This window comes from Methanococcoides methylutens, assembly GCF_000765475.1.
Classification (GTDB): domain Archaea; phylum Halobacteriota; class Methanosarcinia; order Methanosarcinales; family Methanosarcinaceae; genus Methanococcoides; species Methanococcoides methylutens.
This window is the reverse complement of record NZ_JRHO01000014.1, coordinates 511905-533547: the sequence shown is the minus strand read 5'-3', so window position 1 is coordinate 533547 and position 21643 is coordinate 511905. Positions and strand designations below refer to the sequence as shown.

Genomic DNA, 21643 nt, shown 5'->3' with positions numbered 1-21643 from the left:
ATGGATGGATCTAGATCATTTAGCCGTGAAGATAAGGGTGTAAGTCCCGTTATCGGTGTCATGCTTATGATAGTTGTTACTGTCATTCTGGCAGCAGCAGTAAGTTCTTTCTCAGGAAGTATATCTCAAAAAGATACAATACCCCAGGCAACTTTCAGGATTTCTGCTTCGTATTCTGAACAGAGCATTACAATTGAACATCTGGGCGGGGACCCAATAATCGAAGATTTCGTGAAGTTCGAAATAACTTCTGGGAGGCCTAAAATGTCCAATTATGTGGAGAGGGAGAATGTAACTTTCTATTCTTCATCATCTTCGGCCTTCGCACCTTCAGTATTGGGTCCTGGTAATGTTGCAAAGATCAGTTTTGAAACAGAGGACACAGACAAACATGCTGATATTGCGCGTCAGTGGATATATATTGGCACTCCCTTCCAGGTTTCAATAGTTGATCGTGAAACCGATCAGGCAATATATTCAACACAGATCGTAATGCAACCCTAATACCTCTTTTTTGAGATATTTAAAAAATCCAATCTGTCCATTTATGAATGCATGATTAACTATGAATCAAATTATCGATTGTGTCAAAAAATACTGTCCAAATTCCAATAAAAAAGGGAGTATTTCATCCAAATTAACCGGCTCATTGAAAAATCTCAGCTTTCGTTTGCCTATTACTAAATCGAATATATCCGATGAAAAGGATTGTCCGATAGCTGAGGGCCTTTTATCTTTCAATATACCGGAAGGTTTCGATGAGCTTGAAAGGTACTGGGTGGATGAACCCTATTCATTTGTATCGATCCTGTATGACACAATCCGCAGCGACACAAAATATGTCGTGGTCGAGCCAAAGCTCAACAGGTTCGAGAAGACTCTCCTTGAAGAGGTCATGATGATGCTTGAGGATGTTCTGAGCTTAAAGGGTGTTGACAATATAGATGAGCTTGAGAGTGTCGACAGATCTGAACTTTTGAGAGAAAAAACATCTGGCATCCTTTCGGAGTATTCTAAACTTGATACCAGATCTTTTGAAAAGATATTCTACTATGTAAAACGTGACTTTGTAGAGTTTGGTAAGATCAGTGCTATAATGCGTGATCATAGTGTGGAAGATGTATGGTGCAATGGAGTTGGTATTCCGATCTATGTTTACCATTCCGGTTATGGAGATCTTCCAACGAGCATCGTATTCAGTACGGACGATGAGCTTGATTCTTTTGTCATGCGCATTGCACAACAGGCTCGCAGACATCTGTCCAAGTCCAACCCTATTCTTGATACGGTCATGAAAGATGGGTCTCGTATCAATATAACCTATGGGCATGACATAAGTCCTCTGGGTAGTTCTTTCAGTATACGCAGGCAGAAAAAGGTTCCTCTTACACCCCTGGACCTGATTGCATGGAAATCATTTTCAGCTGAAATGATGGCATATTTCTGGCTCTGTATGGAGAACCGCAAGAACATATTGATGTGTGGTGGAACTGCAACGGGCAAAACATCTGCTCTTAATGCTATCTGTATGTTCATTCCCCTGACCATACGTATTGTGACTCTGGAGGATACGCGTGAGATCCAGCTTCCTCACGAGAACTGGATCCCGACTGTGACCAGGGATGGTGTTTCCAGCATCGATGCTGCAACCATCGACCTGGAAGACCTGCTCCGTGCATCCCTCAGGCAAAGGCCTGAGTATCTCCTTGTCGGGGAAGTAAGGGGCAGGGAGGCCGAGATATTGTTCCAGGCAATGAATGCAGGCCATGCAACCTGTTCGACCTTCCATGCCGGAACGCCCAAAGAGGTCATCAACAGGTTCACGAACCCACCGATCAGCGTGCCTGCTGCAATGTTCACTGCTCTTGATGTGATTTGCATGTTGAGTAATTCCTATGAAAATGGAGCTGAAAAAAGAAAAGTATCAGTGGTTGCAGAGGTTACTGGAGTAGGGAGAGATGTTCATACAAAAGATATCTTCCACTGGGATGTTGTGGCAGATGGTCTCAATTTTGCAGGTTCTGGCGTACTCGAAGATATCGGGAGGCGCAGGGGTTGGAGTGCCGAAGAAATTGAAGATATCCTGCAAATGCGTTCAAAGTTCCTGCTAAAGCTAATTGAACGTGGTATTCGGGACTATGATAGTGTCGTTCGCTGGATCAATGCATATTGTAAAAATCCTGTTGATACGCTATCTCTTTTAGATGGGGATGGTTCCGATCCAATGCATTCCATACTTTCAGGGAATTGCCTTCTGGATATCGATGAATGCGAAAACGAAATGCTGGTCTCACAGGGGATAGAATGAGTTTTATCAGTCGTTATGTGAGAAGGTATCCTGGCAAATATACTGATCTCCAAATGTCCATCAGGTCTGCAAGGATGGACATGCACTATTCCACTTTTTATGAGAAGGCTGTATCCTATGGAGTTCAGACATATATTCTGATGTTCATTTTTTTCTTTTTGACTCCTTATATGTTCTTAACACCTTATTTTTTAATTTTGGAGCCATACAGTTCGATCATTACTTCTGATCTGGTTTTGGCAGTTGTTCCCCTTGTGGTCGGGGTTTCGATTTTCCGCCTCTATCTAATGTATCCCTCCTTTACGGCAAAATCACGCAAAACAAAGATTGACATGGTTCTTCCCTATGCCGCATCATTCTGCTTTGGAATGAGCAAAGGAGGTTCATCCATATATGAGATATTCAAGGAACTTATGAAGAACCCTCACATTTATGGTGAGATCGCAACAGAGGCATCATATGTTGTCAGGGATGTGGATATGATGGGTAAAGACCTTGTCACTGCACTAAAGAATACTGCAAATGTAAGTCCTTCTCCTGTATTCAAAGACTTTCTGGAAAATTTGATCCCTATGATGGAAGGTGGTAGTAACATCCATCATTATTTTGAAATAAAGACCAATCAGTATTTTGAGCATGCAAGAAAAACTCAGGAGATGTTCCTTAAGACCCTTGAGCTGATCTCGGAGGTCTATGTTGTAGCTTTTGTGGCAGTTCCCATATTCCTTTTAATAACTCTTGTGACGATCGGTTTGCTAAATCTGGAACAGGCACCTTACCTTTTCCAGGCACTTTACATAGGATTGCCAGTAGGCTCTATTGCATTGATAATATTGCTGGATTCCATCTCTCCCAAAGAAGATCTTGGTATGAGGTATGTTGAGAAAGTAGTATTGCGAAAATCAATGTCTATAGATGAAGAAGATATAAATGAAAATGAATATGCAACAAAATTAAAATTCTATAACAAGAAAAAGCTCTATAAGAAAATATTAAAACAACTGAAGAATCCACTGGAGCCGATTCTCAGAGAACCTCTCAAGGCTTCTGTCATAAGTATTCCTTTGATGCTGATACCATTTATCTATCTTGATCTGGGCATCAACAAGCAGATTCTGATCTCGGCAATTCTTGCACTTTTTCCAGTGGCAGCAGCTTATGAATACAAGATGAGGACACTTGCAAAGCTAGATAAAGCGGTTCCTGATTTCCTTCGTCGTCTTGCAGAGATCAACGAAATGGGTCTGACATTGAACAATGCAATAGGCATGCTATTAAAATCGGATATTGGTCGCCTTTCAGGAGAAATAAACAGGGTATGGCTTGATATGGAGTGGGGAGGTGAGATGAAAGATGCGCTGGTACGTTTTGAGAACCGAATAGGCACTCCTTCGCTAAGGCGTGCGGTAACTCTTATTGTAAATGCCAGTCTTGTAAGTGAGGATACAAGGGATGTCCTCCTCATCGCTGCAGAAGATGCTGAGAACATGTTGTCTTTGAGAAAACAAAGGCTTGAAACCAGTATTATTTACATAGCAACTGTATATCTCGCATTTGGAACATTCCTTTATGTCTGCTATTCTTTCTCTACCCAGTTCCTACCTTCTGTTACCAGTCTTGGGGGACAGAATTTGCTTGATGTGGAGCACATAAAGACAACGATGTTCAATACATGTGGCATACTTGGCTTTTTTTCAGGTCTTATACTTGGTGAAATGGCTGAAGGTAGTGTCCTGCATGGATTAAAACATTCCATTCTTTGTTTGTTGTTGACATATGCATCGTTTACTATGCTAATGGGTTATTAAGTGGTGATAATAAATGGTGTCAGAGATAATTGGGGAAATGTTGAAGCTTGCGATAGCAGTAGCGCTGGTATCATTGCTCTCAATAGCAGTATATGGAAACATGCCTGATGAAAGGGTGCCTTATGTTGAGATTGAAATAACTAACGTAACGTCATCTTCGGCCGATATTACGCATGTTGGTGGTGATCCGGTACATTCCACATATATAACAATTCTTGTATCTAATTCCAGTGGGACATACCCTGAAATAAAACTGAATGATAGAAAGTCCATATGGAAGATGAACCGGACTTCGGGATCATGGGAAAATGATACCTATATGGAATACTGGAAGTTCGGCGATACGCTTCACTTGAATACCAGTCTTACGAACATTACAGAGATTTCTGTAGTACACCCCAGAGCAGTTCTTGCAACAGCAGAGGTGAGGCCTGTATGGTAATTGCTTTGTTCCGTGACCGTCAGGCAGTAACAGCAGTGGTATCAGTACTTCTTATTCTGGTGGTTCTCACAACCTTTGTTACGGCCATACGCGCTTATTATATTCCTGCTCTTGCTGCAGAGCACGAGATCGATCACATGCAGGAGGTCCACAAGAGCTTTACTGAATTCGCTGCCAAAGCATGTTCGGATACTTCAAGCGGTGTTGTCCATATGCCCCTTGGAGATGGCGGTTTGCCTTTCTATTCATCACTTTCTTCAAGCGGTATGATGACTCTGGACCCAGGTGGTAGTAGCATCAATATATCCCTGGAAAATATCTCTGAGGTCAGTAAGGATGTTGATGGTGTCACTACTATCCACAATATCACCAATGTCTCGTCCTTAAGGATGTGGACCGATAATCTGGAACCGGGTGAGTATACGGTCTTTATCAATAATAATACTGAGAACAGGACTTCAATATTTGTGGATCCGGACGGTGGCCTGAGAACTGAAACATTTGCTAATAATTCAACCCTTCTTCCGATTAACTTAAGGTACGGAGGTTCGTCTAACTCCCTGATACTCGGAAATACGTTTGGTATGGATCTTTTGAATATGAACCAATCTGAATTTCCTGTGATACTGAACAACACTTACAACAACCACACTGGTCCTTCTCCTTTCTCTTTAACTTTCAACGGATCCTTTCAGGTAACTTACACACCGGTAAACGAAACGTTGAACATAAGTACAGGATATTTCAAATACCGGGCATCTAACAATTATTGGATCGATCAGGAGCTGATCTTTGAGAATGGTGCAGTAATACTGAAACAAGGTCGTAATTCGGAGATAAGATCCTATCCTTTCATATCGTTTGAGAACAATGGTTCTTTACTCCATATGTCTGTCTTTAATATTACCGGTAAAAAATCCAGTATTAGTGGAAATGGGAATTCGATCGTAAATCTTCGAGTTGTTGGGGCTGTGGATTATTTTTATTCCAATGTCAGCAACACAAGCATGGAAATAAGTTCAGAACAGGCCGATGCGTGGAACAAATTCTTTATATCAATGGCTAATGATACGAGGATCGAGGATGATACGGTTTATTCATCTTTCCACAATAGGACGGTATGGATAACAACAAGACAGGTCGAGGTAATACTTCCTTGATGTTGTCATTATTCCATCTGTTGCTACTAGTTCGAGATAATCCCTCGGGGATGGTATCATTAACAAGGAACTCTGTGTTGTTCAATAAGAGTACACCATTTGGTCGGAATGATTATTGTAATATCCTAATTCTCCTTGTTTTTTTAAGTAGACATAAATAGGTTCACAGTTTTGAGGTCTATAAGGAGTAACTTTTAACATGATAGGCGTATCATCCTTTGCTTTTCACGAGCTCCCACTTTCGGAGGCACTGGAAAAAATAGAACCAATTGCAGATTGTGCCGAGATCTTTTCTGAAGGGGCACATGATCTTTTCCGTGAGGAAGAACTGGCATATTCCTATGACTTGAAATACACTGTTCATGCCCCAAGTACTGATATGAACCTGTCCAGCCTGAGAGAACCTATACGCCTTGCAGCCATTGGTCTGGCCAAAGGGATGGCTGACATATGCAATGAGCTGGATTCTGATGTTCTGGTTGTTCATCCCGGATATTTTTCTTATCCTGTGGATATGGTGCATGCACAGAGGGCATTTGAGAGGTCAATTGTTGATCTTGAGGATATATCAAGGGATACGGGTGTCATGATGTGTATTGAGAACATGCCAAAATGGGATTGCTTTTTGCTCAGGAATCCGGATCTTGATCTGGGAGGTAATGGTTTCACTTTGGATATCGGGCATGCGAATACACTGGGAAACCTGAATGATTTCCTTGAAATGGGGGACTCTATTTCACATTTTCACTTACACGACAACAATGGGGCAATTGATGAGCATCTCTTTATTGGTGGGGGGAATATTGATTTTCCATCATTTTCAGATTTGCTTAACAAAAATAAAGCGATTAAGGTCATAGAAAATAAGTGTGAAGAGGATGTTCTCAAAAGTTTGGAAGCACTTCATCTAATGGGTATTAAATGAAACTCTGCTCAACGGACATTAGAAAAACAAGCATAGAGTTCACGCTGTGACAACAAGTTTATATATGATAAAACTCCCTTTAAACTTATGAGTCAGTTAGATAATAAAGTATTCCATGCCCTGGGAAGCGATACACGTGTCAGGATGCTTGAATTGCTTGATGAAGGGGAGAAGCACATCTCTGAACTTGCCAGAATGTTAGGTATTTCCGTGCCTGTGGCTGCAAAACATGTTAAGATACTGGAAGAGGCTGACCTTGTTGAGCGAAAGATCTTCGGTAAAACACATGTTCTGAAGCCAAACAGGGAGAATATCTACCTTGCTATGAATGTGTTCGCACCTACAAAATCAATAGAGGTAGAAAAAGGTACAACGTTACTTGACGCTCTTCGAGGGGTTGCGGCCATCAAAGTCCAGAAGAAAGGTGACCGTGAAGTTATCGTTTCGACAGATGGCGAAGAAGGTCTTTATGTCTATGAGATAAACGGTGAGTTCTCAGAAAAATCTGTTCAGAACTGTGTTCTTGATGAAGACACGACAATAGAATGGAAGAAGCTGGAACCTGTCACAAAGATCAAACTTGACATACATGTGAAGGAATAACCTTCTCTTTTTTTTGGTAATAATACTTTCACTCCGCTTGGCTGTCGGTTATATAGCTACGCTGCAATCTATCAATTGATGATTGCTGAGGGAAGGAACGAACAACACCTGACATTATCGGAGAGAATGAAATTACTCTCCTCAGGAACTAAATATGACAGTTGCAACCAGAGTGCAGTCTGCCATGCGTTCGGTCCCGATGGAAGATGCATACAACTTTATAAGACGTTATTATCAAATTCCTGTTCAGGCGAGTGTGCTTATTGCCCTAATCGCTGTGAACGGGATACTATGAGGGCAACAATTTCTCCTGAGGAGATCGCAAAGATCACCTGGTCTTTTTACAGAAGGAACGCTATCGAGGGATTGTTCCTTTCTTCTGGTATAATGGGCGATGCCGAGCAGACTTCGCAGAAGCAACTGGAAGTTGTTGAACTTTTGAGGGGGCAGGGTTTCAAGGGTTACATCAACATACGGGTGATGCCAGGTACTCCCAAATACTTACTTGAGCAGATAGCTGAACATGCAAATAAGTTCGGTGTAAATGCAGAGACCACAAATTCAATTAACTATTCGGAGATCTGCCCGAATTTTGATTACAAGAACGATGTTCTCCAGAGACTCAAATGGACAAAGGACCTCATACAAAAGAAGAGGAAAGAATATTCCGGGATGGGCAGGTTGGTCGGGGCTAACGATACCCAGTTCGTGGTTGGTGCGGTGTCGGAATCTGATAAGGATATTGTGAGAACCGTTGATAAGTTCATGGACAAATATGAGCTTCGAAGACCATATTTTATGAGCTTTGACCCTGTTCCTGATACTCCGCTTGAGGACGGTACCCCCTCACCGAAATGGCGTGAACAGAGATTGTATCAAATGTCTTTCCTGCTGAAAGATTATGGGTTAAATGCAAATGATTTTGATGATATCTATGATGAATATGGTTTTCTTGGAAATTCTGATCCTAAAGTAATGCTCGCACAATCGCAACCTGATCGATTCCCGGTGGACATCAATTCTGCGGACATGTCCGATCTGCTTCTGGTACCCGGTATCGGTCCGATAAGTGCGAACAGGATAATACGTACACGGCCCATAGCTTCTGAACAGGAACTCGCACGTATGGGTGTTGTTGTTACTCATGCAAGGCCCTATATATCGATAAATGGTTCAGGCCAGTCAAATCTGGCATCTTTCATGGGGGCATGTTCATGATAATAGCATTTAATCCTACTGTGGATGGCATCCTTCTTGCATGTTTATGTTTTAGGGATGATCTAGATGCTGAACTGATCTTTGCAAAGGACGTAGGGGAGCTTGATCGCAAACTTAGTTTTTCAGGTTCTAATGCGCAAGTCCGGAGATTAGGTTTTACTCCTTGCGGAAAGGCCGAATCACTTTCAATAGAGATATTTGGCAAACGAAAGGCACGAATGGCACGCTTTGATCCGAATCCGACACGTTATGTGGATCTTCTTCTCAGGCACAAGGACTGTGACCCGGTTGAGCTGGTACAATTGATCGTTTCATGTAATGGGGATACCGATCAGCTTTATTCCGGCAAGGGAAGACTTGCAAAAAGGTACTACAATTACATGCGTGATGTGTCAAGAGCATATGAAAGACTGTGCATGTTCTCACGACCGGAGTTCAAAGGTGGGATATTATCTGTTGTGGTCGATTCACCACACGATATAGGCGAACTTTTCTGCGGTTGGCTGGCAAGGAAGAACCCTGATGTTCCTGTTGCTGTTATGGTTAATTCCGTGGCATGGGTAGGCAATGGTGATCTCATAGGACTTGATCGCTTTGCAAAGATAAAGTCAGCTTTTATTGAAAGTCTCCAGTCAACATCAGGATCAGATGATGTTGATGATCTGTGGGATGTCTATTATGATTCGCAGATGATAGAATCACGTCGAAATATAGGTCTCGCAAAGAAGGTGCAGCCAAAGCTCTCAGCTTCCATGAGCAAGATGGCGAAGAGGGATCGGTACAAGGTCGAGAGAGGTATATCCAGTTGCAGGCTGGACAGTTTTGCATGATCGATTGACTATAAGGTGATATTATGAAAGGTCTACAGGATATTCCGCGTATAGGGGAGAAGATGGCGAAGAGGTTTGAAGAGCATTTTGGCAGTGAAGATGCTGCTCTTGAAGCTATTCTGGGTGGGGATATTGCAGGTATATCCGAAGTTGAAGGTGTCGGTCAGCGTTATGCTATCTCCCTGGTGCATGAGGTTCGGGCGCAGTTCGAAGGGGTTACTATGAACGATTTTCTAAAGACAAAAGAGGGTGTTGATATCTATGAACGTCTTCTTGATATCATTAAGCAGTTCAGTCATACAAAGTATGCAAAGGACAAGCTGCATGTCTATATACCCTATCCGGAAAGTAAAAGAGATAAGATCGAGGAAGTACGCACGGCTACAGCAGGCTACATGGAAACAGCTCGCATAATGGGTGACAATGAGGACCTGTTGTCCCTGCTGTCATGTATCAAGACACTTGAATGTAAATGTCCGGTCCCGAAGATACGTGATCGTGCCATATTGACGACCGACAGCAAACAGTATCAGGTCGCAAAGCAGATCTATGGTGAACTGATGGACGTCCAGCTTGTCAAGGGGGGCGGGGAATTTGTGGATGTCGCAAGAGGTTATTCACATGTTGTGGCAGCAGATGATAAATGCATGGCTTTCGATCTTCCTGAAGACATTGATCCTGAATTTCTAATGGATGTTCAGAAAGTTGATATGTGGTATATGGTCCCTGAACTTGAGGTCGCATTCTTCGCAAAGAATCTCGTTTCTCTTGAAAGTACTATCCAAATGGCACAGATGTTGCGTGCATCAGGGATCGGCTTTGTGGGGGAGATCGGGGACAATGACCTTGAGGATCTCAAAAGCACACTTTCTCTTATTGATGGTAGCGGGGATGTGAAAGCCGGGTCAGATATTGCTATCGATCGCCTTGTTCTTATCTCTGATAAGGTAGATGAATGTGTTTCGGAAGTAATATCCGGTGCAAACACAACCCTTGATTCATGTCTTGAACAAAGTAAACTTACTCTCAGCGGACAGGATATGCTGAAGGTCATGAATGGTAAAATAGAGATAAAGGACCTGCTTGAAAAGGAGCTTTACCATTCCTATAATTCTGTTGTAAAGGATGCAAAGGCTAGGCTTGTAAATGAACTTTGTCTTGAGAAAGGTGAGTTATTGCTTCTGGAATCCTTTTTCCCCGAAGAGATCTCACATCCACTGGAAGTGCAGCAGGAACACCTTTATGCTTTCAAGCAGCAGATCGCCAACCAGATAAAGAGGAAGAAGGTCCAGCACAAACGCAATATTGCAAAGGCACTTTCCAGGTATCACGATATTGCACAAAAAATGGTGCGTGAAGCCCTGGATTTCGATGTTGGTTTTTCCATAGGTTGTTTTGCCAGGGAGTTCGATCTCCAGATGCCGGACCTGATCGAAAGTTGCGGTATTGCATTTGAAGATGCTACGAACCTTTTCATAAAAACACGGCATGGTTCAGTGGTACCTATTGATTATTCAGTTGGAGGGACTACACGCGATCCCGATGGGAGCAAAAGCGGCGTTGTATTATTGAGTGGTGTGAATTCCGGTGGTAAGACCTCTATGCTCGAGTTGGTGGCACAATGTATAATTCTGGCTCACATGGGTTTCCCGACTCCTGCAAAGTATCTTGAGATCGGTCTTACAGAAGGCTTCTATTATTTTGGAAAATCCAAGGGAACATTGGATGCAGGTGCATTTGAAACTACACTTGTTGATTTTTCGGTAGTTGCTAACAACTCTCCCAAGATCGTGCTTGCGGATGAACTTGAATCCATTACTGAGCCGGGTGCTTCTGCAAAGATCATAGGTGGTATTCTTGAGGTCCTTTCAGAGAACAGCAATAGTATGTCTATATTCGTATCACATCTTTCGGAGCTTATTCTTGAGAATACAGAATGCCCTGTGCGTGTTGATGGAATTGAAGCAAGTGGTCTTGACAAGGACCTTAATTTGATCGTGGAGAGGACTCCAAGATACAATTATGTGGCAAAGAGCACGCCTGAGCTCATAGTTGAAAGACTCTCAAGAAGGTCTGATGGCATTGAACAAGAGTTCTATAGGAAATTAAAAGAAAAGTTCCAGTAAGCCTCTGTTACTCAGGGCTTATCTGGAAAGTACATTTTGATAATTAACTTTAAAGCACGCCTTTTGTGCTTTTAATACCGTCACCTTCTACTTTTACTGCACGGCGTAGTGCATAGGCAAAGGCTTTGAAAAGTGCCTCTATCTTGTGGTGGTCATTGTAGCCTGTAACAGTTGCATGCAGGTTCATTTTTGCATTCTCTGTTAAAGACTCAAAGAAATGCCTTACCAGCTGTGTATTCATCTCGCCCACGCGTGGTGATTCGAATTCGGCATTAATCACAAGGTAAGTTCGACCGCCCAGATCAAGGACCACATCTGCCAGGGCTTCATCCATGGGTATGCGTGCCTCTCCGAATCTTGCGATCCCGTTCTTATCGCCGACTGCTTTTGCGATCGCCTGGCCAAGGACAATAGCAGTATCTTCTATGAGGTGGTGTTCATCAACGATCAGGTCGCCGGTTGCGTCGATCTTCAGATCAAAACTTCCATGCCTTGCAAAGGACGTGAGCATATGGTCAAAGAACCCGATCCCTGTATTGATCTCTGATGAACCTGTGCCGTCCAGGTCAAGTTCCATGCGAATGTCCGTCTCTTTCGTCTTTCGTTCGATCTTTGCATTTCTCATAGTGTTCCTCTTGCCGATCTGTATTTAAATTTCATTAGTGATCGTATTTATTGCTTCCGTCAATGTGAAATTTTTCTTGTAGAGGGCACTTCCCACAACAACCCCGCTGGCTCCTGTGTTCTTTAGGGTTATTATGTCCTCAAGTGTTGTGACCCCGCCAGATGCGATCACTGGTATGGTAACGGCTTTTACAAGCTCTTCAGTTGGTTTTGGGTCAACTCCGCTCAAAAGCCCCTCTGTGTCTATATTGGTGAACAGTATAGTGCCAGCTCCTTTCTCTTCGAACAGGGACCCCATCTCCACTGCTGTGTGCTCGGATTCTTTTGTCCAGCCTTCGATGGATATCTTCCCATTCTTCGAATCCAGGGCAACATTGACGCTGTCACTTCCAAACTCAGTGGAAAGCCTGCTGATAAGTTCGGGATCCTTTAATGCAGCGGTACTGAGGATGACTCTGTCAACACCGATCTCAAGTAGTGTAGCAGCGTCCTCAAAGGAACGTATGCCTCCTCCAACCTGTATGTATATCCCCTGTGGCTTGCATTTTTCGACGATGTTCCTGATGATTGGTGCATTTGTGCGAGTTCCCTCGATCGCACCGTCAAGGTCGATAAGGTGCAATGTCTTTGCTCCCTGTGACACCCAATCAAGGGCAACTTGTACGGGATCATCAAGTGAAACCATTTCGCTTCCTGGGACGCCCTGGACAAGCTGGACACATTTCCCACCTTTCATATCAACTGCAGGGATAACTTCAAAGCTCATTTTGTAGCCTCATCAGGGGATCATTCTCTCAATAGGTACGACCAGTATGTCAAATGCGCCTGCAGCTTTGAGCTTGTTGATGGTGGCAAATATGATGTCTGCATCGACTACAGCATGGACTGCCATAATATCCTTCTTGGATTCCACTTTCATTATTGTAGGGCCGGCAAGTCCGGGAAGCTCTTCTTTTACTTTCTCAAGCTTGTCTGAGGGCACATTCATCATCAGGTATCTCTTTTGCTTGGCATGGAGAACACTTTCAAGGGCTGTCTTGATGTGCTGGATCTTCTCCTCTGTTTCCAGTGTTTTATGGTTGGCTATGAGGTAGATGGATGAAGTAAATACTTTTTCGATCATCTTCAGATGATTCATGGTGAGCGTGGTTCCGGAGCTTGAAATGTCCACAATTGCGTCAGCAATGCCGACATGTGGTGTCATTTCACAGGCGCCGCTAACCTTTACAACGTCGATATCCACTCCCATGTTCTCAAAGTATCTGGCTGTGATCCCCGGGAATTCAGTTGCTACTCTCATACCTTCAAGGTCCTTTGAAGATGATATCTCCGAATCTTCCGGAACAGCGAGTACAAGGTCTGCTCCTCCATATTTCAGGTCAAGCAGGATCTCTACGTCTGATTCGGTCTCAGATATAAGATCAAGTCCGGTGATACCTACATCTGCGGCACCATCCTGTACATATTCAGGAATGTCTGCAGCCCTTGCGAAAAGGAATGTTATTTCCGGGTCTGTGGTCTTTGCGAACAGTTTTCTGTTAGATCCTCCGAGTACCGGAAGTCCTGCTTCTTTGAACAGTTCTACTGTGGGGTCGTGTAATCTCCCTTTGTTGGGTATTGCAATACGTATCATTTGAAGTCCTTCTGAAGATCGGAACGATCTGTATTTTTGATAATGATCGATTAGTCTAATTTTTTTGGGAATTATGTTCTGAAACACATTTATCCTTTATAAGTATTGCATGGATAGTTCTGAGTTACTTTCCTCTTTCCCGTTTCTTTCATTTGCTATATTTCTTGTATATATGTGGCATTATAACCAATAGTAATTAAATAAAACTCGAGTAGTAATGATTTTATATAATTTATTCATCTTATAGGCTAATTCCATAGACCATTCAATTTATATAAATCTCAATCTTGTTCGTCTTAAACTTACTATGAGAGGCTAAATATGATACGAAATATCAAAGTTGAACACCTTCACGAGACCCCAATCGAGAAGCAGGAAATCGAACTTGTAGAAAGAAAAGGTATAGGTCATCCGGACAGTATCAGTGACGGTCTGGCAGAGGCTGTAAGCCGTGCCCTTTGTAAGGAATACATCAACAAGTGCGGTACAGTACTTCACCACAACACCGATGAGACTCAGATCGTTGCAGGGAGGTCTAATCCTCAGTTTGGTGGCGGAGAGGTCACCAAGCCAATCTACACTCTCCTTGTAGGAAGGGCAACCAAGACATTCGATGGCATGGAGATCCCTGTTGAGGCAGTTGCTCTTGAAGCTGCACGTGACTATGTCCGAAACACGATTGTTGATATGGACATGGAGCGCGACATGATCATCGACTGTAAGCTTGGAACCGGGTCTTCTGATCTCAGGGATGTTTTCCACAGGGACCACGTGCCTATGGCAAACGACACATCATTTGGTGTGGGTCATGCTCCTTTCTCAGAACTTGAGCAGATCGTTTACAATACCGAGAGGCAGCTTCTTACCGATCTTAAAAAGAAGAAGATCCCTGGAATTGGAGAGGATATCAAAGTAATGGGCCTGAGGGACAAAGATGACATTTCCCTTACCATCTGCTGTGGTATGGTGGGAAAGCACATTGATGATATGGACCACTATATCAATGCAAAGGAAGAGATGACCGAGTACGTCCTTGACCTTGCTACCAAGTATACTGAAAGGAATGTATTCGCCCACATCAATACTGCGGATGATGTTGAAGGTGGATGCGACTGTGTTTTCCTTACCGTTACAGGAACCTCTGCAGAGATGGGTGACGATGGTTCAGTCGGACGTGGAAACCGTTCTAACGGTCTTATCACTCCAAACAGGCCAATGAGCATGGAAGCAACAAGTGGTAAGAATCCGATCAATCACATTGGTAAGATCTACAATATCCTGTCCACACAGATGGCAAGGGATGTCGTAAGTGCAGTGGATGAGGTCAGCGATGTTCATGTGAAGTTGCTCTCTCAGATAGGACAGCCTATTGACCAGCCATTGGTGGCAAATGCCCGTATTATTCCTGAAGAAGGTGCAAACTTCGCTAACATAAGATCTGAGGCAGAAGTTGTCATTGACGACTGGCTTGAGAACATCACAAAGATCACTGATATGGTCGTCAACGGCGATGTCATGACCTTCTGAGAAAATCGGAATAATTCTTTAAAATGTGGGCAGTTACTGGTAAAAGGCCTTGTAACTGCCATTTCTTTTTGTTTTTTGTATTTGTGGTCCTTTTCTTTTGTATTTAATACTCCTTTTTGCCAGATTTCATTGTCATTTATTCCATTATTTGGCTTGTTTTCGCTCAGTCGGCGAAAAGAATAAGTATGATTATGGATATGGAGGGGTTGCATCTCACAGTGGTGGGGTGTAATGGATGCTAAGTTCAGCGAGGCCCGCCTTAACTCAGTGGTAGAGTGCGCGGCTGTAGTATGGTTCATGCGACTTGTCGCACATACCGCGCAGGCACCGCGATGTCCCCGGTTCGAGTCTGGGAGGCGGGACTAAACATCCTAAAAACGCGAAAGGTATATATATCTGGCAGCGTATTAGGGTGTGCTCACAACAGCAATCAAACGCAATGTCCGAATAGTGTAGAGGCCTATCATGGAGCCCTGTCGAGGCTCCGACCCGGGTTCGAATCCCGGTTCGGGCGTACAATTTTACCGGCAAATTTTGTCGGTAAATATTTTCTAATTTTTACAAATACTTATCAACTTTAAACTATTACCATTAACCTCCAGTTCATCCTTTAATTATTCTCTGAAAGAGTCTTAGGGTACTGTTTTCTGAGTTATACAGAAAACTTAAAATAAGATGAATATTTCTTGGGTAACATTAATATATTGGTGAAAAGTACGCGTACTTCCTATTGCATTATGAAAGTGATCTAATGGCATACAAAATAGTAGAGAAACGTCAGTTGGTGCCGGATGTGCACCTGATGAACATCGAGGCTCCTGATGTGGCTGCGGCTGCAAAGCCCGGTCAGTTCATTATTCTTCGTATTGATGAAGAGGGTGAAAGGATCCCTCTGACAATTGCAGATTATGATGTAGACGAGGGTTTTGTTACTATCATCTTCCAGGAAATGGGCAAGACAACAAAACAACTCGCTAAAATGGCTGCAGGGGATGAGCTTCAGGACTTCGTAGGTCCTCTGGGCAAAGCATCCGAGATCGAGAAGATCGGCACTGTAGTGCTTGTGGGTGGAGGGGTTGGAATTGCTCCTGTTTATCCTCAGGCAAGGGCATACCGCGAGATCGGCAACAAGGTGATCTCCATAATTGGGGCTCGCAATGAAAGCCTGCTTATCCTTGAAGATGAGATGAATGCTGTAAGTGACGAGCTTCTTGTGGCAACGGACGATGGTTCTAAAGGTCACCACGGTTTTGTCACAGACCTTGTCAAGGAACTTCTTGATGGTGACGAGAAGATAGATAGGATCGTAGCCATTGGTCCTCCTATAATGATGCGTGCAGTTGCAGGTGTCACTGATCCTTATGATGTGGAGACCATTGTAAGCCTTAACCCGATCATGGTAGATGGTACCGGTATGTGCGGCGGATGCCGTGTGAACATTGGTGGCGAGACCAAGTTCGCATGTGTTGATGGTCCTGAGTTCAATGCAAAGGACGTTGACTTCAACCTTCTCATGAGTCGCTTATCATTATATCGAAAAGAGGAAATGGAATCTCTTGAGACTTATAAAAAAGGCTGCGGGGATGATTGTAAATGTCAATAACACAGGAAATGCCTGAACAACCTGCTGATGAACGTATTCATAACTTTGAGGAGGTTGCATTAGGTTACACTGAAGATCAGGCTATGCTTGAAGCAGAACGTTGCCTCGAATGCAAAAAACCAAAGTGTGTGGAAGGCTGCCCTGTGAACATCGACATTCCTGGCTTTGTCTCTAAGATGAAAGAAGGCAATTTCGAGGAAGCTATCGGTGTTATCAAGAAAACGAACACCCTTCCTGCAGTTTGCGGCCGTGTGTGTCCGCAGGAAGAGCAGTGTGAGAAGCTCTGTATCCTTGGCAAGAAGAGTGAACCTATTTCTATTGGACGTCTTGAAAGATTCTGTGCGGACCGTGAGCGCGAGGCTGGTGTAAAGGATCCAGTGGTTGCCGAGCCAACCGGCAAGAAAGTTGCTATCGTAGGTACCGGTCCTGCCGGGCTTACTGCAGCATCGGATCTTGCAAAGGCGGGTCATTCTGTGACCATGTTCGAAGCTCTGCATGAGGCCGGTGGCGTATTGATCTATGGTATCCCTGAATTCAGGCTTCCAAAGGCAATTGTAAAGGAAGAGGTCGAATACATCATGAAGCTCGGAGCGGAACTTAAGGTCGACTATGTGATCGGTCGCATAAAGACCCTTGACCAGCTCGAAGATGAGTTTGATGCAGTTTTCCTTGGAACCGGTGCAGGTCTTCCAAAGTTCATGGGTATCGAGGGGGAGAACCTGAATGGTGTTTACTCTGCAAATGAGTTCCTGACCCGCGTTAACCTGATGAAAGCATACCGTTTCCCTGAATCTGATACTCCTATCAAACGAGGAAGCCATGTCATCGTGGTTGGTGGCGGCAATGTTGCAATGGATGCAGCACGCAGTGCTCGAAGGCTTGGTGCTGATGAGGTCAGCATTGTGTACAGACGCAGTGATGATGAACTTCCTGCAAGGCGCGAGGAGATCGAGCACGCAAAGGAGGAGGGTATCATCTTCCGTCTTCTGAACAACCCTGTTCGCATCCTTGAAGGTGAGAACATGTCCGTCAATGGTGTGGAATGCATCAAGATGGAGCTTGGCGAACCGGATGAATCTGGACGCAGGCGACCTGTGGCAGTGGATGGCTCCGAGCACGTGATCGATGCAGATATTGTGATAATTGCGATCGGTACTTCTCCGAATCCAATAATCTTTGATGGTTCAAAAGGTCTTGAGGTCACTCCATGGGGAACCATTGTTGTGAACGAGGCTGGTGTAACCTCCCTTGAAGGGGTCTGCGCAGGCGGGGATGCTGTGACCGGTGCGGCTACAGTTATCAGTGCGATGGGTGCAGGCAAACAGGCTGCAGAGACCATCAACGATTACCTTTCAAAATAAGTCTGAGGAATACTTGAAGCAGGTCATAGCGATCTGCATTTTTTTATATTTATTTTTCGATCAGTAATTAACTGTAAGTTTCGATTGGATGCAGGTATTAATGATGTGTTATGGAAGTATTTATGAACCACAACTCCCATTTTTATGTCAATGCACTTAAAAAAGGCCGACTCACAGATGCATAAATCTCCTTCTAAAAAAGGCAATAAAAGCAACAAAGGTTCTCGTGAAAAGAAAAAAGGTTTCAGGAAACCTGCCGGACAGGAGAATCCTCGTATATTCTGGTGCAAGGAATGCAATGTACCTCTTCTCAAACCAGAATGTGGTTCCTGTGATGGCGAGATCCTTGAAGTGAAACTCTCAGGGTCAGGTGACATACGTTTCTGTTCGCCTTATGAACGTGGGGTACTTGGGGATCTGCTTTTGTCCGAATATGGCTGCGATCCTATTGGTGAGCATCTGGTCCTTCTTAACAAAATTCCCGGCGATGATAAGACCGATGAGGTGATCGTCGACGGGCTGAAGGTCGGTGTGTTGTTCTATGACATGCATGTGATGGCATATCGTTTCGAGCTATCTGCAACTGGTGCGCAGTTACTCCACTCGGTGACCGACAGCAGAACGGTTGTCCTGAAGAAGACAAGGTCCCATCTCAATGGCAAGAAAGTGCAGGCAGAGCTGCTGGATCACTTTAGTAATGACATCAAAAAAGGAGATCCTGTGATCGTGGTGTCTGGTAATCTCGTTGGTTCGGGTATTGCTTTGTGCAACAGTGAGGACATGGGTCAGGCAGAAGGCCCGGTTATTCGGGTAAGAAAAATTCTGGCCAATACTATGATGTTAAGCCCAAAGATCTCCGTAATGGATGATGCAATAAAGGCCAATCTCCCTCACCTGAGGCAATTAGGGAAGAATGCAATGAACACCATCAAGGGCATTGCAAACCAGAAAGATTACCGGAAATTGCCTGTGCATGTATCTTTCAGTGGGGGAAAGGACAGTCTTGTGGTCCTGGACCTGACATTGAGTGCTCTTAAGAGCAGGGATGTAAGTGCTTTCTTCCTGAACACCGGGATCGAGTTTCCGGAGACTGTGGATTTTGTGCACGACCACTGTGAAAAACGGGGTATTGAACTTATCGAAGAAAAAGCAGAAAATGCTTTCTGGGATAACCTTGAGAGCTTCGGTCCTCCTGCAAAGGATTTCCGCTGGTGCTGCAAGGTATGTAAGCTTGCTCCTGCAGGGCGTGTGATCGACCGTTGTACTGAAGGTGGTGGTGTGTGCCTGACCATCGATGGAAAGCGAAAGCATGAGTCATTTTCCAGGGCAAATATTGCTGCCAGTGAAAAGAATCCCTTTGTTCCCGACCAGTTGAACATCTTCCCGATAAGGGACTGGCGTGCTATTGAGGTATGGCTTTACATACACTGGCGCGGGCTGGAGTACAATCCTCTCTATGATAGGGGTTTTGAGCGGGTGGGCTGCTACCTGTGCCCTGCAGAATTGTCTGCAGAATATGAAAGGTTGCATGAGATCCATCCATCGCTATATGGCAGGTGGAATGACTATCTCCTGAAGTGGGCACGTTCCAGAGGGCTTTCAGATGAATATGTGAGGCATGGGTTGTGGCGCTGGAAGGAGTTGCCGCCTAAGATGGTAAATCTTGCTAAGGATCTCGGAATTGAGACCGAACAGGTCCGGAAGGATGAGGATTTTGCTATCATTCTAACTTCAGGGTTTTCTCCTTGCAGGGAAGGTGGTTACACCGTTGAAGCAGCTGTTAGTGGAGTGCTTTTAAGCGAGGCTGCTGCAGTGCTGAATATTCTGGGGACCACAGTTCTCTCAGAAGATCTTGGCATGTTGCTTGTCAGGACGGGCAGTGATTCGATAAAGTTCTTCTCTTCCGGCAGTCTCAAGGTTACCGCAAGGACCGAGGATGATGCAAGGGAGTATCTCAAAAGGACTGCAGAACAACTGATGCGGATAAACAAGTGCACGGAATGTGGCATATGCCTGAAGGTCTGTCCTGTTAATGCCATTACTCTTGGATCTGAAAAGGGAAAGCTGTTCATAAGTGATGACTGCATACGTTGTGGAAGGTGTACGGATGCCTGTGTTGTCCTGAAATATTCGGACAGGCTTCTCTCTGACATACTGAATATGGATGGTAGGTCCGCGAGAAGAACTTCCTTTGAGTGAAGTATTAATAGTGTGTTACAGTTATATTGTGTGCTAAATAATATTATTATTCGTTAAAATTAAATGCGTGTTCTTGATGGTCGCAAACATATCTAATGAGCTGTCCCGGCAGATCGGTTCCAGATGGAAGATCTTTGTAATAATAGCTTTAGTTATACTATTTTCCATTTTTGTTTATATCTTGCTGCCTCTTGCTGATGGTATAATGCTGGGACTTGTTTTCGCATATATAGCACGTCCTATCTATATGCCATTGAAGAGGAAACGTCATTTAGGTGCTTTCATTGCCACGATGTTCATTGTGGCACCAATTACGCTGATACTTGGCATGGGTATTGTCGAGATCGCTAACCAGATCGTCTGGATATCTGAGAACCAAACTGTTGTACTTGGTTCTCTGTTCGATTTTATACGCGATCTCAACATCCCCCATGCCTACTATGAACAGATCCAGCAGACTATATGGGATTCATCTCTCTCTGTCCTTCCTCTTCTTGGTAATCTTGTATTCGTTTCCTATGCACGCGGGATCGCTATGTTCATGATCAATCTTATGATCGCGATTTTCATGTGCTTTTTCCTTCTTGCAGATGGCGATGCGCTCTACCGCTCAATGCTCAGGATCGTTCCGGATGGAGATCAGAATGTTGTCAAAAGATATGTCCATCACATGGATGTGATCCTTAGTGGCGTGTTTATTGGCAATGCCTATGCTGCACTTTCAGTAAGTACGCTTTCTGTTATTGTGTTCTATGCATTTGGTCTGTCACATGTTCTTGCGCTGGCAACCCTCATCTTCGTTGCATCTGCGATACCTATGTTTGCCGGTTACATGGTACTGGTCGTTCTTTCTATCATACGCTACTTCAGCCTTGGACTTGAGAGTGCTCTGATATTCTTTGTTATATGTTCTATTGTCATCTATGTGCCACCTGAGTTGTTCCTGCGTCCATATCTTGCAGGTATAAAATCGCACATTCATCCGTTCCTTATTATGTTGACATTCCTCGGCGGTGCATTTGTCGGGGGAATTGCCGGTTTCTTTGCAGCCCCGATACTTCTGGGGTCCCTGGTGGCAGCCTACCGCGTTTATGTGGAGTGTCAGGATAAGGCTGAAGCTGAGCAGGTAGACGCAGGGAATGCTGAAGTTGAGCAAGCAGAGTAAAAGTGAATCTCTTTTTATCTGTGTACCATTTTTGTTTCCGGGATACTTACTTGAAAAAGGTTAATAAGGATTGGCTTAATTAAAGCACAGGATTATTCAACCGGTGAGATC

General features: G+C 44.0%; 18 protein-coding genes and 2 tRNA genes. 17 read left to right on the top strand and 3 right to left on the bottom strand.

The window, feature by feature from the left end; translation table 11 throughout:
* The 10 genes from LI82_RS12560 to LI82_RS09765 all read left to right on the top strand — a co-directional run bounded on the left by LI82_RS12560 (position 1) and on the right by LI82_RS09765 (position 11420).
* Positions 1-504, top strand: a complete 504-nt coding sequence (locus LI82_RS12560) for a type IV pilin (RefSeq protein WP_052402878.1) — start codon at positions 1-3, stop codon at positions 502-504.
* A gap of 166 nt (positions 505-670) precedes the next feature.
* Positions 671-2308 carry a type II/IV secretion system ATPase subunit gene (locus LI82_RS09805; RefSeq protein WP_160174976.1) on the top strand — a complete coding sequence of 546 codons (1638 nt, stop codon included), beginning with the start codon at positions 671-673 and terminating at the stop codon, positions 2306-2308.
* A complete protein-coding gene (locus LI82_RS09800) occupies positions 2305-4116 on the top strand; it encodes a type II secretion system F family protein (protein WP_048195389.1) in 1812 nt (603 codons plus the stop codon). The genes LI82_RS09805 and LI82_RS09800 overlap by 4 nt, the downstream gene beginning before the upstream one ends.
* 13 nt (positions 4117-4129) lie before the next feature.
* A complete protein-coding gene (locus tag LI82_RS09795; RefSeq protein WP_048195387.1) occupies positions 4130-4558 on the top strand; it encodes a type IV pilin in 429 nt (142 codons plus the stop codon).
* Positions 4552-5718, top strand: coding sequence for a DUF7289 family protein (locus LI82_RS09790; RefSeq protein ID WP_048195385.1), 1167 nt, complete (start codon positions 4552-4554; stop codon positions 5716-5718). Before LI82_RS09795 ends, LI82_RS09790 begins: the two co-directional genes overlap by 7 nt.
* A gap of 199 nt (positions 5719-5917) precedes the next feature.
* Complete coding sequence (locus LI82_RS09785; RefSeq protein WP_048195382.1) at positions 5918-6643, top strand: sugar phosphate isomerase/epimerase family protein; 726 nt, start codon at positions 5918-5920, stop codon at positions 6641-6643.
* 87 nt (positions 6644-6730) lie between these two features.
* Positions 6731-7246 (top strand): ArsR family transcriptional regulator, encoded by a 516-nt coding sequence (locus tag LI82_RS09780; RefSeq protein WP_048195380.1) that lies wholly within the window; start codon positions 6731-6733, stop codon positions 7244-7246.
* A gap of 126 nt (positions 7247-7372) precedes the next feature.
* Entirely contained in the window at positions 7373-8464 is a 1092-nt protein-coding gene (locus LI82_RS09775; protein WP_236622726.1) for a helix-hairpin-helix domain-containing protein, read from the top strand.
* Positions 8461-9294, top strand: coding sequence for a hypothetical protein (locus LI82_RS09770; protein WP_048195376.1), 834 nt, complete (start codon positions 8461-8463; stop codon positions 9292-9294). The genes LI82_RS09775 and LI82_RS09770 overlap by 4 nt, the downstream gene beginning before the upstream one ends.
* Before the next feature lie 23 nt (positions 9295-9317).
* On the top strand, positions 9318-11420 hold the full coding sequence (locus LI82_RS09765) for a MutS2 family protein (protein ID WP_048195375.1): 2103 nt from the start codon (positions 9318-9320) through the stop codon (positions 11418-11420).
* A gap of 49 nt (positions 11421-11469) precedes the next feature.
* Here the strand turns inward: LI82_RS09765 and hisB are convergent, their stop codons facing one another.
* From hisB to hisG, 3 genes are read right to left on the bottom strand one after another with little or no spacing between them, the layout of a single operon-like run.
* Positions 11470-12045: an imidazoleglycerol-phosphate dehydratase HisB gene (hisB, locus tag LI82_RS09760; protein ID WP_048195373.1), complete on the bottom strand. Its 576-nt coding sequence runs from the start codon at positions 12043-12045 to the stop codon at positions 11470-11472.
* Between the two features lie 24 nt (positions 12046-12069).
* A complete protein-coding gene (gene hisA, locus LI82_RS09755) occupies positions 12070-12810 on the bottom strand; it encodes a 1-(5-phosphoribosyl)-5-[(5-phosphoribosylamino)methylideneamino]imidazole-4-carboxamide isomerase (protein WP_048195371.1) in 741 nt (246 codons plus the stop codon).
* A 12-nt stretch (positions 12811-12822) separates the two neighbouring features.
* Positions 12823-13677 carry an ATP phosphoribosyltransferase gene (gene hisG / locus LI82_RS09750; protein WP_048195369.1) on the bottom strand — a complete coding sequence of 285 codons (855 nt, stop codon included), beginning with the start codon at positions 13675-13677 and terminating at the stop codon, positions 12823-12825.
* Between the two features lie 321 nt (positions 13678-13998).
* Here hisG and LI82_RS09745 point away from each other — a divergent pair, with 321 nt between their 5' ends.
* The 7 genes from LI82_RS09745 (at position 13999) to LI82_RS09715 (ending at position 21532) form a co-directional block, all read left to right on the top strand.
* On the top strand, positions 13999-15204 hold the full coding sequence (locus tag LI82_RS09745; protein ID WP_048195367.1) for a methionine adenosyltransferase: 1206 nt from the start codon (positions 13999-14001) through the stop codon (positions 15202-15204).
* Between the two features lie 253 nt (positions 15205-15457).
* Positions 15458-15566: transfer RNA gene (locus LI82_RS09740), tRNA-Tyr, on the top strand.
* Between the two features lie 79 nt (positions 15567-15645).
* A tRNA-Asp gene (locus tag LI82_RS09735) sits at positions 15646-15718 on the top strand.
* 237 nt (positions 15719-15955) lie between these two features.
* Complete coding sequence (locus LI82_RS09730; protein ID WP_048195365.1) at positions 15956-16807, top strand: sulfide/dihydroorotate dehydrogenase-like FAD/NAD-binding protein; 852 nt, start codon at positions 15956-15958, stop codon at positions 16805-16807.
* A complete protein-coding gene (gene gltA, locus LI82_RS09725; RefSeq protein ID WP_048195363.1) occupies positions 16798-18168 on the top strand; it encodes an NADPH-dependent glutamate synthase in 1371 nt (456 codons plus the stop codon). The genes LI82_RS09730 and gltA overlap by 10 nt, the downstream gene beginning before the upstream one ends.
* Positions 18169-18318: 150 nt before the next feature.
* Positions 18319-20367 carry a phosphoadenosine phosphosulfate reductase domain-containing protein gene (locus LI82_RS09720; protein WP_052402874.1) on the top strand — a complete coding sequence of 683 codons (2049 nt, stop codon included), beginning with the start codon at positions 18319-18321 and terminating at the stop codon, positions 20365-20367.
* Between the two features lie 76 nt (positions 20368-20443).
* A complete protein-coding gene (locus LI82_RS09715) occupies positions 20444-21532 on the top strand; it encodes an AI-2E family transporter (RefSeq protein ID WP_048195361.1) in 1089 nt (362 codons plus the stop codon).
* Positions 21533-21643: the final 111 nt, after the last annotated feature.

Coding starts and splice junctions, on each gene's coding strand:
- LI82_RS12560 (WP_052402878.1), top strand. CDS start 1: ATGGATGGATCTAGATCATTTAGCCGTGAAGATAAGGGTGTAAGTCCC.
- LI82_RS09800 (WP_048195389.1), top strand. CDS start 2,305: ATGAGTTTTATCAGTCGTTATGTGAGAAGGTATCCTGGCAAATATACT.
- LI82_RS09795 (WP_048195387.1), top strand. CDS start 4,130: ATGGTGTCAGAGATAATTGGGGAAATGTTGAAGCTTGCGATAGCAGTA.
- LI82_RS09790 (WP_048195385.1), top strand. CDS start 4,552: ATGGTAATTGCTTTGTTCCGTGACCGTCAGGCAGTAACAGCAGTGGTA.
- LI82_RS09785 (WP_048195382.1), top strand. CDS start 5,918: ATGATAGGCGTATCATCCTTTGCTTTTCACGAGCTCCCACTTTCGGAG.
- LI82_RS09780 (WP_048195380.1), top strand. CDS start 6,731: ATGAGTCAGTTAGATAATAAAGTATTCCATGCCCTGGGAAGCGATACA.
- LI82_RS09775 (WP_236622726.1), top strand. CDS start 7,373: ATGAAATTACTCTCCTCAGGAACTAAATATGACAGTTGCAACCAGAGT.
- LI82_RS09770 (WP_048195376.1), top strand. CDS start 8,461: ATGATAATAGCATTTAATCCTACTGTGGATGGCATCCTTCTTGCATGT.
- LI82_RS09765 (WP_048195375.1), top strand. CDS start 9,318: ATGAAAGGTCTACAGGATATTCCGCGTATAGGGGAGAAGATGGCGAAG.
- hisB (WP_048195373.1), bottom strand. CDS start 12,045: ATGAGAAATGCAAAGATCGAACGAAAGACGAAAGAGACGGACATTCGC.
- hisA (WP_048195371.1), bottom strand. CDS start 12,810: ATGAGCTTTGAAGTTATCCCTGCAGTTGATATGAAAGGTGGGAAATGT.
- hisG (WP_048195369.1), bottom strand. CDS start 13,677: ATGATACGTATTGCAATACCCAACAAAGGGAGATTACACGACCCCACA.
- LI82_RS09745 (WP_048195367.1), top strand. CDS start 13,999: ATGATACGAAATATCAAAGTTGAACACCTTCACGAGACCCCAATCGAG.
- LI82_RS09730 (WP_048195365.1), top strand. CDS start 15,956: ATGGCATACAAAATAGTAGAGAAACGTCAGTTGGTGCCGGATGTGCAC.
- gltA (WP_048195363.1), top strand. CDS start 16,798: ATGTCAATAACACAGGAAATGCCTGAACAACCTGCTGATGAACGTATT.
- LI82_RS09720 (WP_052402874.1), top strand. CDS start 18,319: ATGCACTTAAAAAAGGCCGACTCACAGATGCATAAATCTCCTTCTAAA.
- LI82_RS09715 (WP_048195361.1), top strand. CDS start 20,444: ATGGTCGCAAACATATCTAATGAGCTGTCCCGGCAGATCGGTTCCAGA.